Genomic DNA, 16,783 nt, shown 5'->3' on the forward strand with positions numbered 1-16,783 from the left:
CATCGCTGCTGTGAGGAATCACAGACATGTGCCACAAAAGGAGAAATACCTTATACCTTCTCCAGATATTTTTCCAAAAGTTTGCACGCCGCCTGTTCATCAACTGTTGCGATAAGTCCGGCGGAAGCGAGTAGGTAGGATTTGTCGAGCAGGAATGTGCAGTTTTTCGGTGCGAGGTAGTTTTCTTCCATTTGATGTATTGCGCAGAGTATGCGCTCGGGAGCTTTGCTGTGTATTAAAACGCCGCCGGTTCCGATAAAGTATTTTACAAAGCGAAGGTCTTTTCCGTTTTGCTGAAACATGGTGCGGGTTGATGTGGGTACTTTTTTTACAGTGCCTACATGGCGTTTTAAAGCTTCTTTTGCGGCAATATGCGCCATAATTTGGTCAAACTCATATTCATCGAAAGTTTCCGGAATATAGGCGGTGTTGCGAAAGCGAAAATCCGTTTTTTCTTTTGCGTTTTCTATGCCGAATTTCCGAAAAGCTTCTTCGCCGACCGATTCATAGAGGGCGCAGGCGGAATAGCGCATGCCCATGTCTCCTTCAATGGTTCTTTTTTCGTACGGGTCTTCAAAAAGCGGGGAAAGAATGTTTTCTTCGCCGTGAAAGGATTTTGCAACCGAATGAACATCCGTTGTGGCTCCGCCAATGTCAACCGCCATTACTTCGGCTCCCTTCACTTTTTTAACTGCGGCAACCGCCTTTTGCACCGCAACCGGAGTCGGTAAAAGGATTTCAAAATTTTTTGAAAGTTCGTGAATGCCTTTTGCAAACGCAATTGTGTTTATAAAAATATTCCCGATTGTTTCCCGCAAGGGTTTATAGTTGACCACATTGGTTGCGGGCATAACGTTTTCAGTAAACACGGGAACGATGGGGGACTGCTCAAATATCGCTTTGATTTTCGGATTTGCGGCGGTGTTGCCGGCAACAAGAAGCGTTGCGTTTTGTAAATTTGCGGCGGACAATTTTTCTGCATTTACTATGATGTTTTGCTTGTTACCGTTTTCGGTTCCGCCGCTTAACACAATAATGTCCGCTCCGGATTTTTCTATCTCTGCTACATCCTCATCGCTTAATTCATACGAGTATATTTTTAAAATCCGCCCGCCCGCACTCAGGGAGGCAAGCCGTGCAGCTTCCGTTGTCAAGCTTTTTGAAAAGCCTATCACAACGATTTTTAATCCGCCGGATGCGGAAGAGCAGCCCAAAATCCTGTCATAATCCGCAGCGCCGGCATCTTTCAACTTTTGAAAAGCTACATTAAAACCGACGGCGACATCCGTTTCAACAGTTGTGTATGCGGATGCCGCAGCCGTTACTGCATTTTTTTCAGTATCTACTATATGTAATTTTGTGTATGTTGAACCTAGATCGACCAACAAATACTTCATCAGAGTTTTGTCTTTACAATCTCCATAATTTCGGCATCATTTTTTTTCACCAGTGCTTGCACCTCATCCATTTTTTTATTGAGCTCAGCTTTATATGCCTCGTCTTTTAATGAATTGAGATTAATGCGTACGTTTAAAAATGCGCCTTCAACCGCAGCCTTTATATTGATAAGAGCAACGGCAACATCGGTTATCGCATTGGCGTTTCCGGTTTCCGCAAGCTCTTTTGCATAAGGATATAACGCCGTAACCTCTGTTCCCAAAGAAAGCGGGACGGCAATTGCTTCCTTATAACCTTCCTGAATTTTTGCCGACCTGACTTTTTGTTCAGACTCGGTTTCTTTCGGAAGCTTCATCGCATCCATAACGCCGTTAAAAGAGTTTGCATCCTTGTCAATGCCGTCCACAAAGGTATCTTTATATTTACCGCAAACTTTTGCAATCTCTTCCATTCTTTCGGAAACATCGAGGTATTTTTTCTTGCCCACGGTAAGATTTGCAACCATGGTAAGAAGCCCCGCCGCAACAGAGGCATTAAGCGCCGCAATTGAGCCGCCGCCGGGAGCCGGCGAATTTGATGCGGTCTCATTTACAAATTCTACTACTGTTAAATCTTTTAACATATTTCTCCTATAAAAAATTTTTATACGACAGGTGTTTTTACCCTGCCGTATAAAAACACAGTTATTACGTGATGTTTTGCCTCTTGTAAAAAATTGTATAAAAAAGAGCCCGACACGGCGCAACGGTGTTATTTTGGCATCCGTATCGCAATACCGCCTGCGAGTTTTAAAAGCACTTGAAAGACGAGTGTGCTTTTAAAACATCGCTTCTGCATGGAAGCCGTCGCCATCAGTAGCGGGTACCATACGAATGCTGCATTTGCCAAACCGTTATGGGCAACGCTCCGATTAGCATAACAGCAACTTAATTACAAAATACTACACCGGCACGTTTAGAGGCAAAACCCAACAAATACCCCAAGCAGACCGGACAAGTCCGCTCGGGATACTCCTCTTAGAACAATCCGCTGACTCGGCCGTTGTTATCAATGTCCATGTTTTCAGCGGCGGGAATTTTCGGCAAGCCCGGCATAACCATGATATTTGAGGTTTGCACCACGATAAAGCCCGCACCGTTTGAAACCCGCACATCGGTAATTTCTATTGTGAAATCTTCAGGTGCGCCCATTACCGACGCATCATCGGTAAATGAGAATTGGGTTTTTGCCACGCAGATAGGCATTTTATCAAGTCCGAGCGCTTCCAGCTTTTTCACTTGACCTTTTGCGGCTTTGGTAAATACCGCGCCCTTTCCCCGATAGATTTCTTTTACGATTGTATTTACCTTTGTTTCGATAGAATCGTTTACATCGTAAAGATATTTAAAATCCTTTTTGCCTTCGTCAATCAGCTCCACAAGTTGTTGCGCCAAATCTTCGGCACCTGCGCCGCCTTTTTCCCAGCACTCGCACAATGAAATTCTCACGTTAAGCTGTTTACAAAGCTCTTTCAGTTTTGCAATTTCAGCATCCGAGTCATTTGCAAATTTATTTATTGCAACAATTGCCGGCACGCCGAATTTATGCACGTTCTCAACATGGCGTTTTAAATTGGCAAAGCCTTTTTCCAATGCCGCAATATTTTCAGCTTTGAGCTCGGTTTTCGGAACTCCGCCGTGCATTTTAAGCGCTTTTATTGTTGCCACAATAACAATTGCATCCGGAGAAAGCCCCGACATTCTGCACTTAATATCCATGAATTTTTCAGCACCTAAATCCGCACCGAAGCCCGCCTCGGTTATCGCATAATCGCTTGTTTTAAGTGCAAGTTTTGTGGCAAGAATAGAGTTGCACCCATGCGCAATATTTGCAAAGGGGCCGCCGTGAATAAACGCCGGCGTGTTTTCAAGCGTTTGAACAATGTTCGGTTTTAGCGCATCTTTTAAAAGCATGGCAACCGCACCTTCCGCTTTTAAATCGGAAACCTTCACCGCAGAACCGTCTTTTGCATACGCAACAATAATTTTTCCTACCCGCTCTTTCAGGTCGGTAAGCGTTTTTGACAAGCATAAAACCGCCATAATTTCAGATGCAACGGTAATCATAAAATGGTCTTCACGCGGAACGCCGTCAGCCTTTGCGCCCAGCGATATAACGATATTTCTGAGAGAGCGGTCATTCATGTCAAGAACACGTTTCCAGACAACTTCCCTTGTGTCGATATTAAGCGCATTCCCCTGATGAATGTGGTTATCTATCATTGCCGATATTAAATTGTTTGCAGCGGTTATTGCATGAATATCTCCGGTAAAATGGAGGTTTATATCTTCCATCGGAACTACTTGCGCATATCCGCCGCCGGCAGCGCCGCCTTTAACGCCGAATACAGGCCCCAACGAAGGCTCTCGAAGTGCCACGGCGGATTTTTTTCCTATTTTGTTAAATCCTTGTGTAAGCCCAATCGAAACGGTTGACTTGCCCTCTCCGGCAGGAGTGGGACTTATTGCCGTTACCAAAATAAGCTTTCCGTCTTTTTTGCTTTCAAGCCGATCCAAGGCCTCCCAAGAAATCTTCGCCTTGTATTTTCCGTAGTTTTCCAATTCATCGCTTGAGATTCCGATTTTTGCGGCAACATCCGCTATGGGCTCAAGTTTTGCTTCTTCCGCTATTTGGATATCCGTTTTAAATTCCATATTATTCCCCAATCAATAATGTTTCCAAAACCTGCTCGGCTTTTAAATCCTCAATTTGCATATAATATGCGGCGGAATCTATTAGAGCCTGTAAGGGGAGGAGCCCGATAAGTTCGGTATTTGCTACGCTTACGCCGTACCGCCGTGCTTCGGATTTTACCATTTCAAGTGCTTGATATATCGCAGTTTTTTCAAAGTTTACCAGATTCATCGACACTTGCACTTGATTTTTTTCTTTTAACTCAAGTCCGATTGCTTTTACAAACCTGAGCCCGCCGCCGATAAAGCGCACCTTTTTGGCTATTTTATCCGCTACTTCCAAGTTGGGCGTATTCAAATTGACATTAAACGCCACAAGATGGAAGCGCGCACCTACTGCGGTAACACCCGATTTTGCATTCATTTCTGCGGGGCCGAAATCAGGCTTCCATTCAGAGTCTTTAATTTTGTCAAAAAAGCCCTCGTACTGCCCTTTTCTGATGCTAGCAAGATTTGTCCGCTCGGGTTTTGTCGCCGCATCTTCATACAAATACACCGGAATTCCCATATCGCCGATTGCTTTACCGACCTCTTTTGCGTATTCAACGCATTCCGCAGTGGTGGTTTCGGTAACCGGAATAAACGGAATAACATCAACGGCGCCCATTCGCGGATGTGCTCCTTGATGCGTGCTCATGTCTATAACTTGAGCGGCAACCTTTACCGATTCTATAACCGCTTTTACAACAGCACTCGGCTCTCCGATTACTTCAACAACAACGCGGTTGTGATCGGCATCGGGCTGATAATCGATAAGTCTGACATTTTCTTTTGCTCTAAAGCATTCTACTATCTTTTCGATTTTTTCCAAATCTCTTCCTTCGGAATAATTCGGAATACACATTACTCTCTTCATAATAGCCTCCTAAAAAGTTTTGAGTAATTATAAAATTTCGAGCTTCGCAAGCAAAATTGCAAAGCGAAACTCGACTGATATCATTAAAAAAATAATTTTAAACAGATTTTAAATTTCCAGTTTTACCGTTTTTGATACTTCGTTCAACAATTTGCCGGTTCGTATGGCGTCGGTTGCTTTTTCAAGCTCATCATAGATTTCAATGTTATCATCTTTTTCGATAAAGTTTACGAATTCCCGCATAACTTTGTACGCAACGCCTGTCCCCTTCCCGAATTGATATTTATTGTCTTCCATTTCTTTTCTGAAATCAAGGGCTTGAGCGGCGATCATAAGCTCGGCGGCAATAATCCTTGTAGCGTTTTTAACCACTTCGCGCGCCTTTCTGGCCGCCCACTGCCCCATCGAAACAAAATCTTCTTGATTTTCGCATGAAGGAATGGAATCCACACTTGCCGGGTGCGAAAGTGTTTTATTTTCCGATGCAAGGGCGGCAGCCGCGTACTGGGTAATCATAAAGCCGGAATTAAGCCCCGGATGCTTTACCAAAAATGAAGGCATTTTTGAAAGCTGCGTGTTTACCAATCGCTCAATTCTTCGCTCCGAGATATTTCCTATTTCCGAAGCAGCTATTGCAAGAAAGTCAAAGGGCTGTGCCATCAATTCTCCGTGAAAATTGCCGCCGCTTATTACCTGCCCCGCTTGCGTGATAATCGGATTATCCGTTGCGGAATTTATTTCTATCTCAACTTTTTCTTTTACATAATTGAGGGTGTCTTTGCTTGCGCCGTGAACCTGCGGCATACATCTGAACGTGTATGAATCCTGCACCCTGATTTCCGCAGTATGCGTAATATATCCGGAATCCGCAAGCAATTCCCGCAAATTCTTTGCCGTTGTAAGCGAACCCTTATGCGGGCGTATTACATGGAGCTCTTCATAAAAGGCGTCTATAATACCTCGTGCAGATTCAAGCGACATTGCGCCGGCAATATCCGCTATTTTTGCAAGATTGATTGCATCGTAAAGGGCAAGGGCGCCTATGGCGGTCAACACCGTTGTTCCGTTGATAAGGGCAAGCCCTTCTTTTGCGGCAAGTTTGATTACCGGTATTCCCGCCTTTTTCATAGCCTCGCCGCCTTGCAAAAGTTCTCCATTATAGTACGCTTTCCCAAGTCCCAACATGGGCAAAACCATGTGCGCAAGAGGAGCTAAATCTCCGGATGCTCCCAGCGAACCTTTTTCAGGTATAAACGGAAGAAGATTTTTGTTTAACATGTTCAGCAATGTTTCCACGGTGGAAAGCCTAATTCCGGAAACGCCTTTTAAAAGAGAGTTTATCCTTATGAGCATTACCGCCCGCACCTCATCTTCTCCGAGCGGATCCCCGAAACCGCTTGCATGCGTTCGTATTAAATTTTCCTGAAGCTGAGCATTATCTTCTTTTGATATACTCACACAGGACAGCGAACCGAAACCCGTATTGATACCGTATACGACCCGCTCTTCTTCAACTATTTCCTCAACATATTTTCTTGACTTTTCAACCGCTTCAATGCTTTTTTTGTCCAGCTCAACTTCCGCATGATTTCTTGCGACGGCAATTACCTGCTCTAAATCAAGATTATTTCCTGATAATATAACCTTCATAGTGCTCCTTCTTGCTTATAAGATTTTATTTATGAGCGCCTCTAAAACCATTAGAGACTCTCCTTAGATTTTTTTGATACTTTTTTGTAATTTATTTAGCATGATTTTACTAACATGCTGCAATAAGTTGTTTTTTAATAAAAGGTAAACCTCTAAAAACGGATGTTTTTAGAGGTTTACACCGCGGTCTTTTATAAAATCATTGCGGCAATTGTTCCGAATATAATAAGCGAAATATTATAATGCATAAATGTCGGAACGCATGTGTCCCATATATGGTCATGCTGCCCGTCAACATTAAGACCTGCCGTCGGCCCCAGTGTGGAATCCGATGCCGGAGAACCTGCATCCCCCAAGGCTCCCGCAACACCGAGCAAACAAGCAATAGCCATCGGGCTAAATCCCAGTTTTACTCCAAGCGGAACATATATGGTTGCAATTATCGGAACCGTACCGAATGAAGTTCCTATTCCCATCGTAATACCTAAGCCTATTAAAAGCATTATTATAGCTCCGATTAACTTGCTTCCGCCAATAAGGCTTGCACTTGCTGTAACAAGCGCATCCACACCGTTTGTAGCTTTTATTACCTCCGCAAAACCTGCTGCAACGAGCATTACAAAGGCTATAAAACCCATAAGCTTAATGCCCTGAGCGATAACGTCATCAACTTCTTTTATTTTGATTACTCTTGTCACCATCAGTATTAAAATACCGGCAAGACCTCCGAGCGGCATCGAGCCTGTCAAAATCTGAATTACAAATGCGGCGACTATAGCAATGATCGTAAATACTTCGCGTATTCCAAAGTTTGCATCTTCTCCGGTATGTACAACTGTATCAGTTGCTTTGTATTCTCGCGGTTTTCTGTACGAAAAGAATACCGCAATAAAAAGACCTAAAATCATACCGCAACCCGGTATTAACATAGCCTTCCATACGTTGGTAGTTTCAAACGGCAGTCCGTTTTGCTCCATTGCTTTTGCAATAATTCCATGGAAAATAAGACCGAAACCTGCAGGAATTGCCACGTATGGCCATTTTACGGAAAAGGTTAAGCCACAAGCCATCGCCCGTCTATCCAATTTCATATTATTCATTACAACCAACAAAGGCGGAATTAAAATAGGAATATACGAAATATGAATAGGGATTGCGTTTTGTGAAAAACAACCTAAAAAGGCAATTATAAGAACAAAAAGTATTTTTTTATTCTTAAGTCCTTTGGATAACTTTACTGCCAGCAGCTCTACGATCGACGTCTGGCTTATAGCGGCCGCCAAAGTTCCCAACAAGATATAAGACAATGCTGTTTCCCCGTTATTGCCCATACCGCCGATGAGGATACCTACCGTTTCGGTAAAGCCCAACCCTCCGACAACTCCGCCAACCATAGCAGAGATCATAATAGCAATCAAAACATTGACTTTAAAAAGACATAATGCTGTCATTACAATAACAGCTACAACTACAGGATTTAACATAAAACCTCCTTATAATAACTACTTTAAACGCTATCATGAGAAAACAGAGCTGTCAAGTTTTTTTTATACTGTGTCTTTAATCTGTGATAATTTCACCCCTATAAGTTTTCAATGAATATTTCGCCCCTATATTTTACCGAGGTGAAATTATTGACTTGTTACACTAAACTGGAGGAATGAAATTATTTATGAGCATTGATCAAATTACACGAGGACATGTTATCGCCAACTGCCTAGAGGGGAGATGTACGGTACAACAAGCTGCGCTTCGATTAAACCTTTCACGAAGACGCGTACAGCAATTAAAAAAGGCGTTCAAAGAAAAGGGTTTAGCAGCAATGCTGCATGGCAACAGTCAGCGTCCCTCTGCAAAGAAGACCTCGAAAGAAATTGAGCAGCGATTACTTGCGCTGCGAAGCGATCCCGCATTGTCAAAAAGCAATTTTTTGCATTTTCATGAAATAGTAACTGAAGAATATCAATTGCAGCTGTCATATTCGACTCTGCGCCGTATTCTGTTATCACATGGAATTTATTCACCAAAGAAAAGACGAACACGAAAGAAGGTGCATAAAACGCGCAATAGAAGAGCTTGCTTCGGAGAGCTGTTGCAAGTGGACGCAACCCCGTTTCCTTGGTTCGGCGGGAAAGAAAAATCCGCATTACATGCTTTTATTGATGATGCGCGCGGAATGATTACCGGTCTTTATTTATGCAAAAACGAGTGCCTGCTCGGATATTTAGAAGTTCTGCGGCAGACACTCGAAAATTACGGACTCCCTGCCGCTCTTTATCCGGATAAGTGTAGCGTTTTTTTTGTTAATGCAAAAAAACAGTTATCCATTGAGGAGCAATTACAAGGAACCAAGGAACAAGTAACACAATTCGGCAAAATTATCAAGTACTTAGGAATCGATATGTTCCCGGCTCATTCATCACAAGCAAAAGGACGTGTTGAGCGATTATGGCAAACATTACAAAGCCGACTCCCTGTTGAATTTGCACGACGCCACATCACAACCATAGAGCAAGCAAATCAATTCTTAAAAGAGTATATCGGTATTTTCAACAAACAGTTTGGTGTTCCTGCCTGCGATTCATATTCAATGTTTGTACCGACGCCAAAAACACTCGATCTTGATAAACTGTTGTCATCGGTTATTACGCGCAAACTTTCAAGCGGATCTACCATCTCAATCAAAAACCATTTGTTTAAAATTGAGCAGAATAAATTCGGCGCAGGCACAACGGTAAATGTATTGATTTCCCAAAAGCATGGTATACGCGCTTTAATACATGATGAATTCTATCCGATTGTACCGCTCGATGATATATACCGAACCGATACGGTTGGACGAACCGGAGACCTGCCTCAAGTAGTTATTGACTTGATTTATGAATTCTTACTTAAAGATGCAAAAGCAGGATAACTCGATGTGTTAAGGGGTGCAATTTTCATTGCAAAATTAACCCCCGTTAGGGGTGAAATATTCACTGGTTATTGACAACTTTTTTTCTTTCTCTTGACCTTTTAAGAAAATAACGATATTATAATGTAAATCTATTTTTAAGGAGTGCTTAAGTGCCCTGCGGAAAAAAACGAAAAAAGAGAAAGATAGCAACACATAAACGTAAAAAAAAGCTGAGAAAGAATCGGCATAAGAATAAGAAATAACGATTTTACAGCGAATTACTATCTTTAGCAGACGAGAAAGGGGTTGATAAAAAGAAGAGCTTTTTTGCAACCCTTTTTTTTGTTCTACCTAATTTAAGATAAATCTATACGTTCTCTTAGTTTAAAAGAAAACAATTGCGGATTGTAAGTGGTTTATGTGTTTTATTTTTACACATACGCTCGGGAAAAAATATGAATCAGGATTTATTATCAAAAATAAAATCGCCTCAAGATTTAAAAGACTTATCTGCAAAGGATATTCCTTTGCTTGCAGCGGAAATTCGTAAAACAATTTTACAGGTAGTAAGCAGTAACGGCGGACACTTGGCAAGTAACCTTGGCGTGGTTGAGCTTACAATTGCCTTACATAGAGTGTTTTCCTCTCCCGAGGACAGCATTCTTTGGGATGTCGGGCATCAATGCTATACTCATAAGCTCTTAACCGGAAGGTATGAAAGGTTCCATACGCTACGTTTAAAAGACGGTATTTCCGGTTTTCCGAAGCGGGAAGAAAGTATCCATGATGCGTTTAATACGGGACATTCGTCAACGTCAATTTCCGTTGCGGAAGGCATTTTAGCCGGAAATCGCTTACAAGGAAAAAGAGGAAAAGTTATTGCCGTAATCGGAGACGGGGCGCTCACTGGCGGTATGGCGTTTGAAGCGCTTTCCAATACATGTCAAGAAAAAGACAGTGATCTTATTATCATTTTAAATGATAATAAGATGTCCATCAGTAAAAACACCGGCGCCATATCGGAGTATTTAAGCCGGCTTACCATGCGCGCCGGCTACCAGCGATTAAAATATCTGGCAAACAAGGGTCTTAATGCAATTCCTTATGTCGGACCGAAGCTGCGGGACATGCTTTGGCGTTTAAAACACGGTGCAAAGGGGTTCTTTTATCGAAATAATATCTTCGTTGATTTCGGATTTGAATATGTAGGACCATTAAACGGGCATAATGAAAGAGAGCTTGAAAAAGTTTTACTCAACGTGAAAAAGCTTAATCATCCCGCAGTTGTGCACGTACAAACTGTAAAAGGAAAGGGGCATCCGCTTGCAGAGCATAATCCTTGCGCTTTTCACAGTGTTGGCCCCGTTGTGCTTGCCGAAGGAACTATAGAAAAAAACGAGACTATTACCTTCACGGAAGCATTTTCGCGGGCAATTCTTGCAGAAGCAAAAAATGATGAACGAATTGTGGCAATTACTGCGGCAATGTCTGACGGAACAGGGCTTGCACCTTTTGCGCGCCTTTATCCACAACGTTTTTTTGATGTAGGTATTGCGGAACAGCATGCGGTTACCTTTGCCGCGGGATTAACGGTTACCGGGCTTAGACCTATTGTTGCCATTTACAGTACGTTTTTGCAAAGAGCAATCGACCAAATTATTCATGATACCGCAATACAAAATCTTCCGGTTATTTTTGCAATTGATCGCGCCGGAGCGGTTCCGGACGATGGGGAAACACATCAAGGCATTTTCGATTTAAGCATCCTCAGAACGATACCGAATATGAATATTCTTGCTCCCGCTTCAGCGCAAGAACTTGCCCTCATGCTTCATTGGGCACTTGCGCAAGACACGCCGATAGCAATCCGTTATCCGAAAACACGCTGCGCCATAGAACAGGATGCTTTTTCACTTCCGGTACAGACCGGCAAAGGCGTTCTCATCCGCCATAATGATAAATCAAAAATTCTTTTCGTATGTACCGGCGGTATTTTTTCGGAGGTGCAGACAGCCTCAAATATGCTCGCTCATAAAGGAATATTCAGCGATATGTATAATTTGCGGTTTGTTAAGCCGGTCGATAAAGAGTATTTTCTCTCAATTGCAAAGAACTATTCAATTGTTATTTTTATCGAAGACGGAGCAAAAATAGGAAGCATTTCGTTTGAGCTTCAAACTGAATTACAAACATCGTATGCAAATATAAAAACCGCTCTTTTAGCCTTTGAAGATATGTTTTATCCGCATGGAGCTCGACTTGATATTTTGATGGCGGCGGGACTTTCTCCCAATCATATTGCGGAAAAAGCCGAAGAACTGATTATGCAAACCATAAAAATTTTGTGAGGTTTAGATCATGGCTATCGTTTTTAACTGCGGGAAAAATATTACCATTCAAACAGAGTTACCGGCATTCATTCAAGGAATCATAAACGTAACGCCGGATTCATTTTGGGAGGGAAGCAGAACACCACAGGCAAAAGCCGCGGCAGAGCGTGCTTTGCGCCTCATTGAAACCGGCGCCGATATTATCGATATTGGCGGAGAATCTACCAGACCCGGTTCGGAATATGTTTCTGCCGAAGAAGAATGTGGGAGAATCATTCCGGTAATAGAACTTTTGCGAAAAGAAACCGATGTCCCCATTTCGGTGGATACCAGAAAAAGCTTTGTTATGAAAGAAGCTTTTAAAAAAGGCGCAAATATTTGTAATGATATTTCCGCATTAGAAGATGACGATGATATGGCGCAGCTTATTGCTTTGGAAGATGCAGCGGTTATTTTAATGCATAAAAAGGGAACGCCGGCAACTATGCAGAATAATCCGCAGTATCACAATATTATAACTGAGGTGCGGGACTATCTTTTAGCGCGAGCCGCCTACGCAGAAAAATTCGGAATTAAAAAAGAGCGCATAATTCTTGACCCGGGAATCGGCTTTGGAAAAACCGCTGCGGATAATTTTATTTTGGTTTCAAACCTTGACCGGCTTTGTGATGCGGAATACGAGGTGTTAGCAGGACTTTCGCGCAAAAGTTTTATCGGTACCGCAACCGGTCAAAACCAAGAAAAAAGACTTGCGGGAACAATTGCCGCAAATATGATTGCGATACAAAAAGGAGCCCGTTTTTTACGCGTACATGATGTGGAAGAAACCCGCGATATGTTGAGCGTTTTAAAGGAAATACAAAAATATGCAATTCATTAGAACGGTTTTTACCCTTTACACCGATTATATCCAGCATATTTTAGACATCGCGTTACTTGCATTTTTAATATATAAAACCTATGAAATACTGATTCAAACACAGGCTGCTCAATTATTAAAAGGTGCGCTATCTCTTTTAGTAATCTATGCCATAGCCTTTGTATTTCAACTGCAAACACTGCTTTGGTTACTAAAAACAATTACAGCGGGAATCGTTATCGGTGCGGCTATTGTTTTTCAACCTGAACTGCGTAAAATCTTTCTTAAGATAGGGCAAGGGAGTTGGCTCCGTAACAATACATTATCCAAACAACGGCATATTGATGCGACAATAACAGCTGCTGAAATTCTTTCCGAAAAAAAACGCGGCTTACTTATTGTATTTGCAAGAAGAAATAATTTAAAAGATATTATCGATACCGGAATCCGTTTAAATGCAGAAATATCTTCTTCGCTTATTGTTACTATTTTCGGACATGACACGCCGTTACACGACGGCGCAATTATTGTACAAAACGGAATAATTGTTGCAGCCGGTTGCTTTTTACCTCTTTCCGAACAACAGGATATTAGAAAATCTTTTGGAACTCGCCATCGAGCCGCTCTCGGCACAAGCGAAGAAACCGACGCCGTCGTACTCATCGTTTCGGAAGAAACCGGGGCAATAAGTCTTGCATATGATTCAAGGCTATATTATGATTTAAGTTCAACCGATGCTTTGCATCAACTGGAACACTTACTTGATTTAACCATACGAGATACAAAAGAGCAGGGAGGTGCTGAACATGAACAAAATGAGTTGGCTTGAATCTCTTGTTCACAATTGGCCGGCAAAAATTCTTTGCCTTGCGCTCGCTCTTTTGCTCTCTCTTTTTTATAAGGGCAGCTTACAAGAAAGACGATACATATCTGTACCGCTTATCATAAAAAATCAGGGAAGCGAGCTTGTTCCCGCAACTACTTATCCGCGAATGATAAAAGTTTCTCTTTCAGGAGAAAGCGAAAGTATCGGTCCCATCCGAGAAACGGATATCATTGCGTCTATCGATATTTCAAATTATAAAAATGAAGGAGAATTTAAAATTCCGATAGATATTCAATTGCAGGGTACTGCCTCAAATATTAAACCGCTGGAAGTTTCTGCAGAGCCTGCGAATATTTTTCTTAAGCTTGAATATGATATCGAAAGGAAGGTACCCATAGTTTTATCGATAAAAGGGAGCCCTCCGGACGGTTATCAAATATCGGAATCAAATATTAGTCCGGAATTTATAACCGTAAAAGGACCGTCTTCAACTGTGCATGCATATGAAAATTTAAACACCGAGGAAATAAATGTCAACGATAAAACCGCTACTTTTTCGGGAGTGGCAAATATCGTCAACACAAATCCTCTTATTTCGGTAATCGGCAATTCGCAAATACAATATAACATAAAGATTCAAGAAGTTGCCACCTTGAAAACATTTGAAACCTCAATAATAAATATAACTAATGTGGCGGATAATCTTCTGGTTTCTTTTGATCCGATAAAAATAAGCGCACAAATTCAAGCACCGAAAAAATTGCTCAAGATGCTGAGTCCCGACTTATTTTTTTCGCTGTCGTGCAAAAATATCACAGAACCCGGAACAGCAATTCTTCCGATACAAATAAATTTACCGGCAGGAGCATCCGTACTCTATTATACACCAAAAGAAATGCAAATAACCGTTACCGAAAAAACGGAGGAAAAAGAAAAAAGTGATTCTGGGAATCGGGATTGATATTGTAGAAATACAAAGAATGCAGAAATGGAGAAATAATAAAAAACTTTTGGAGCGTTTTTTTCACAGTGAAGAAGTGCGTTTGTTTTATGATTGCGGTAAAAAAAATGAATTTCTTGCAAGTAGATTTGCCGCGAAAGAAGCCTTTGGAAAGGCGCTCGGCACGGGACTCAAAAATATTAGGCTGAAAGAAATACAGGTAACAAAAAACATCAACGGAAAACCGATATTAAAGATTTCGGGAAATGCGGAAAATGTTTTCCGTAATCTTAAAGGAAAATATCTGCATCTTTCACTGAGTCATGAAAAAAACAATGCCGTTGCTATTGTAATTATAGAAGGAGAAAAAAATGATTAGAAGACAACCGGAAAAAAATGAAAAAAAAGAATTGAATATTTCCTTTTATGCAAAAGATCAAATTGAATGCCCTATTTGCGGAACAAAATTTAAAAAAGAAGAGTTGCATTCAGGCGGAGGCAGGTTGATTGCAGGGGAACTTACTGACGAGTTAAGAAGAACATACGAAAACTCTGAAAGATACGGAGAAATATTTCCACCGATTTATCAAATTGTTGTTTGCCCGAAATGTTTGTACGCAACTTTTTTAAATGATTTTAGAAATATCGATAAGGATACAATAAAAAAAATTTTTGACACGATGGAATCTCGCTATCTTTCCGTAAGAAGATTAATTCCGACTGTTGATTTTAATACCATGCGAACCTTATCCGAAGGGGCTGTTTCTTATTATCTGGCAATTTTATGTTATGATGCTTTTGATAAGAAATTTTCACCGACCATTAAACAAGCGGTTTGTGCTTTGCGCGCCGCATGGCTTTTTTCAGATCTTGGTACAAAATATCCTGAAGAAAATTATACCTATGTCTCTTCTCTTTTTTATCAAAAAGCACTTTTTTTCTATCGAAATGCGGTTGAGCTTGAAAGCAAGGGAAAGGAAATGATTGCAGGAATGCGATCGTTCGGTCCGGATACTGATAAAAATTACGGATACGATGGGGTCTTATATTTAAGTTGTTTGCTTGAATATAAATATGGTTCAAAAAAAGATCCCGAATTGAGAAAAGAGCGAATGCAATATAATAAACGAGTGCTTGCAAAAATGTTCGGACTCGGTAAATCCTCAAAAGAAAAACCCGGTCCCCTGCTGGAAATGGCGCGTGATCTTTATGATAAATTTAAACTTGAGTTAAATGAAGACGACTAAAACACATGGAAACTCAGCGCAATATACTTTTACGTATCTCTTATGACGGAACTTTTTTTTCAGGTTGGCAAAAACAGGTAAAAAACGGTATAGAAACATTTCCAACTATTCAGGGTGAGATAGAAAAAGCTGCATCAAAAATTCATAAACAAAAAAAAGAAATTATTGGGGCGGGAAGAACAGATACCGGCGTGCATGCAATCGGACAAGCTGCGAATTTTTTTACCGAAATACAAACGATAGAAGCAAAAAGTTTTATTCCCGCCTTTAACTCACTTTTGCCGAAGCAAATACGAGTGGTTGATGCGCAAGAAGTTTCGCCTCAATTGCATGCGCGTTTTTCAGCACAAGCACGCACATACCGCTATTTTATACAATGTGCAAAAAGAGAGTTTGCTCATGAACAAGCATATTGTTGGCAAATAAAACGGTATCCCGATATCAGCACATTAAATCGATATGCAGCCGTTTTGCGTGGAGAGCTTGATTGCACCAGTTTTTCTTTTGCAAAGGATCAGAGCGCCAGTAAATCCAGATATATTTTCTCCGCTCATTTTTTTATCGAAAAGGATTTCCTTGTTTTTGAGATTTCCGCAAACGCATTTTTATGGCGCATGGTTCGCTCTCTTACCGGAACGCTTTTACGTTGCGAAAAAGAGCACTACACTCAAAATGATTTTAAAAAAATTCTCGAACTCAAAGATAGAGGATTAGCAGGACCTACCGCCCCTCCGCAAGGGCTTTTTCTCTGGCATATAACATATCCGGAAGATTTATTAAAGGGTACATAATTTCCGGCATAAGGTTTTGTAATTAAGTTCACATTCAAGAACATATCGACAATAAAATTTCCCGAATAAAAGATTACTGCTAGTAAATTGCTCACCGTTGCTAAATCCCAAACAATGTTTTAAAGCATCAATACAAAATTATAAAATTGAAGCTTTTAAACTCGCAGCACTGATTTAATCAAGAATACTAAAAATCAGGGCGTGGCGGTGGTTCCACGCAGCAGGATGTTTTAAAGCAAAAGTATTTGTAAAGCTTAC

14 protein-coding genes are annotated in these 16,783 nt (G+C 41.2%); 8 read left to right on the forward strand and 6 right to left on the reverse strand.

Annotated features, from left to right (window positions below):
* Positions 1-50 precede the first annotated feature (50 nt).
* From FUT79_RS12295 to FUT79_RS12320, 6 genes are all read right to left on the reverse strand, one after another.
* Positions 51-1,397, reverse strand: coding sequence for a glutamate mutase L (locus FUT79_RS12295; RefSeq protein ID WP_148879168.1), 1,347 nt, complete (start codon positions 1,395-1,397; stop codon positions 51-53).
* Positions 1,397-2,020 (reverse strand): cyclodeaminase/cyclohydrolase family protein, encoded by a 624-nt coding sequence (locus tag FUT79_RS12300; RefSeq protein ID WP_002699312.1) that lies wholly within the window; start codon positions 2,018-2,020, stop codon positions 1,397-1,399. Before FUT79_RS12300 ends, FUT79_RS12295 begins: the two co-directional genes overlap by 1 nt.
* Positions 2,021-2,414: 394 nt before the next feature.
* Complete coding sequence (locus tag FUT79_RS12305; protein ID WP_024753166.1) at positions 2,415-4,091, reverse strand: formate--tetrahydrofolate ligase; 1,677 nt, start codon at positions 4,089-4,091, stop codon at positions 2,415-2,417.
* A 1-nt stretch (position 4,092) separates the two neighbouring features.
* The gene (ftcD, locus tag FUT79_RS12310) at positions 4,093-4,986 is read right to left on the reverse strand and encodes a glutamate formimidoyltransferase (RefSeq protein WP_002699307.1); all 894 of its coding nucleotides are present in this window, start codon (positions 4,984-4,986) and stop codon (positions 4,093-4,095) included.
* Between the two features lie 108 nt (positions 4,987-5,094).
* Positions 5,095-6,636, reverse strand: a complete 1,542-nt coding sequence (hutH, locus tag FUT79_RS12315; protein WP_148889706.1) for a histidine ammonia-lyase — start codon at positions 6,634-6,636, stop codon at positions 5,095-5,097.
* 191 nt (positions 6,637-6,827) lie between these two features.
* The gene (locus FUT79_RS12320; protein ID WP_002699303.1) at positions 6,828-8,120 is read right to left on the reverse strand and encodes a Na+/H+ antiporter family protein; all 1,293 of its coding nucleotides are present in this window, start codon (positions 8,118-8,120) and stop codon (positions 6,828-6,830) included.
* A 176-nt stretch (positions 8,121-8,296) separates the two neighbouring features.
* Between FUT79_RS12320 and FUT79_RS12325 the strand changes: the two genes are divergently transcribed.
* The 8 genes from FUT79_RS12325 (at position 8,297) to truA (ending at position 16,525) form a co-directional block, all read left to right on the forward strand.
* Positions 8,297-9,550 carry an ISNCY family transposase gene (locus tag FUT79_RS12325; RefSeq protein WP_148889707.1) on the forward strand — a complete coding sequence of 418 codons (1,254 nt, stop codon included), beginning with the start codon at positions 8,297-8,299 and terminating at the stop codon, positions 9,548-9,550.
* Positions 9,551-9,987: 437 nt separating this feature from the next.
* Complete coding sequence (gene dxs, locus FUT79_RS12330) at positions 9,988-11,880, forward strand: 1-deoxy-D-xylulose-5-phosphate synthase (RefSeq protein WP_148889708.1); 1,893 nt, start codon at positions 9,988-9,990, stop codon at positions 11,878-11,880.
* A gap of 10 nt (positions 11,881-11,890) precedes the next feature.
* On the forward strand, positions 11,891-12,742 hold the full coding sequence (gene folP / locus FUT79_RS12335; protein WP_024753163.1) for a dihydropteroate synthase: 852 nt from the start codon (positions 11,891-11,893) through the stop codon (positions 12,740-12,742).
* The gene (gene cdaA / locus FUT79_RS12340; RefSeq protein WP_148889709.1) at positions 12,729-13,550 is read left to right on the forward strand and encodes a diadenylate cyclase CdaA; all 822 of its coding nucleotides are present in this window, start codon (positions 12,729-12,731) and stop codon (positions 13,548-13,550) included. The genes folP and cdaA overlap by 14 nt, the downstream gene beginning before the upstream one ends.
* The gene (locus FUT79_RS12345) at positions 13,528-14,508 is read left to right on the forward strand and encodes a CdaR family protein (RefSeq protein ID WP_002699289.1); all 981 of its coding nucleotides are present in this window, start codon (positions 13,528-13,530) and stop codon (positions 14,506-14,508) included. Before cdaA ends, FUT79_RS12345 begins: the two co-directional genes overlap by 23 nt.
* Complete coding sequence (locus FUT79_RS12350; protein WP_002699287.1) at positions 14,486-14,866, forward strand: holo-ACP synthase; 381 nt, start codon at positions 14,486-14,488, stop codon at positions 14,864-14,866. Before FUT79_RS12345 ends, FUT79_RS12350 begins: the two co-directional genes overlap by 23 nt.
* Positions 14,859-15,734 (forward strand): DUF2225 domain-containing protein, encoded by an 876-nt coding sequence (locus FUT79_RS12355; protein ID WP_002699286.1) that lies wholly within the window; start codon positions 14,859-14,861, stop codon positions 15,732-15,734. The genes FUT79_RS12350 and FUT79_RS12355 overlap by 8 nt, the downstream gene beginning before the upstream one ends.
* Positions 15,735-15,739: 5 nt before the next feature.
* A complete protein-coding gene (truA, locus tag FUT79_RS12360) occupies positions 15,740-16,525 on the forward strand; it encodes a tRNA pseudouridine(38-40) synthase TruA (protein ID WP_002699283.1) in 786 nt (261 codons plus the stop codon).
* Positions 16,526-16,783 lie beyond the last annotated feature (258 nt).

It is taken from the genome of Treponema phagedenis, from assembly GCF_008153345.1.
Classification (GTDB): domain Bacteria; phylum Spirochaetota; class Spirochaetia; order Treponematales; family Treponemataceae; genus Treponema; species Treponema phagedenis.

What these genes read in the sequence shown, in the direction of transcription:
- FUT79_RS12295 (WP_148879168.1), bottom strand. Translation starts at nt 1,397, where the DNA reads ATGAAGTATTTGTTGGTCGATCTAGGTTCAACATACACAAAATTACAT.
- FUT79_RS12300 (WP_002699312.1), bottom strand. Translation starts at nt 2,020, where the DNA reads ATGTTAAAAGATTTAACAGTAGTAGAATTTGTAAATGAGACCGCATCA.
- FUT79_RS12305 (WP_024753166.1), bottom strand. Translation starts at nt 4,091, where the DNA reads ATGGAATTTAAAACGGATATCCAAATAGCGGAAGAAGCAAAACTTGAG.
- ftcD (WP_002699307.1), bottom strand. Translation starts at nt 4,986, where the DNA reads ATGAAGAGAGTAATGTGTATTCCGAATTATTCCGAAGGAAGAGATTTG.
- hutH (WP_148889706.1), bottom strand. Translation starts at nt 6,636, where the DNA reads ATGAAGGTTATATTATCAGGAAATAATCTTGATTTAGAGCAGGTAATT.
- FUT79_RS12320 (WP_002699303.1), bottom strand. Translation starts at nt 8,120, where the DNA reads ATGTTAAATCCTGTAGTTGTAGCTGTTATTGTAATGACAGCATTATGT.
- FUT79_RS12325 (WP_148889707.1), top strand. Translation starts at nt 8,297, where the DNA reads ATGAAATTATTTATGAGCATTGATCAAATTACACGAGGACATGTTATC.
- dxs (WP_148889708.1), top strand. Translation starts at nt 9,988, where the DNA reads ATGAATCAGGATTTATTATCAAAAATAAAATCGCCTCAAGATTTAAAA.
- folP (WP_024753163.1), top strand. Translation starts at nt 11,891, where the DNA reads ATGGCTATCGTTTTTAACTGCGGGAAAAATATTACCATTCAAACAGAG.
- cdaA (WP_148889709.1), top strand. Translation starts at nt 12,729, where the DNA reads ATGCAATTCATTAGAACGGTTTTTACCCTTTACACCGATTATATCCAG.
- FUT79_RS12345 (WP_002699289.1), top strand. Translation starts at nt 13,528, where the DNA reads ATGAACAAAATGAGTTGGCTTGAATCTCTTGTTCACAATTGGCCGGCA.
- FUT79_RS12355 (WP_002699286.1), top strand. Translation starts at nt 14,859, where the DNA reads ATGATTAGAAGACAACCGGAAAAAAATGAAAAAAAAGAATTGAATATT.
- truA (WP_002699283.1), top strand. Translation starts at nt 15,740, where the DNA reads ATGGAAACTCAGCGCAATATACTTTTACGTATCTCTTATGACGGAACT.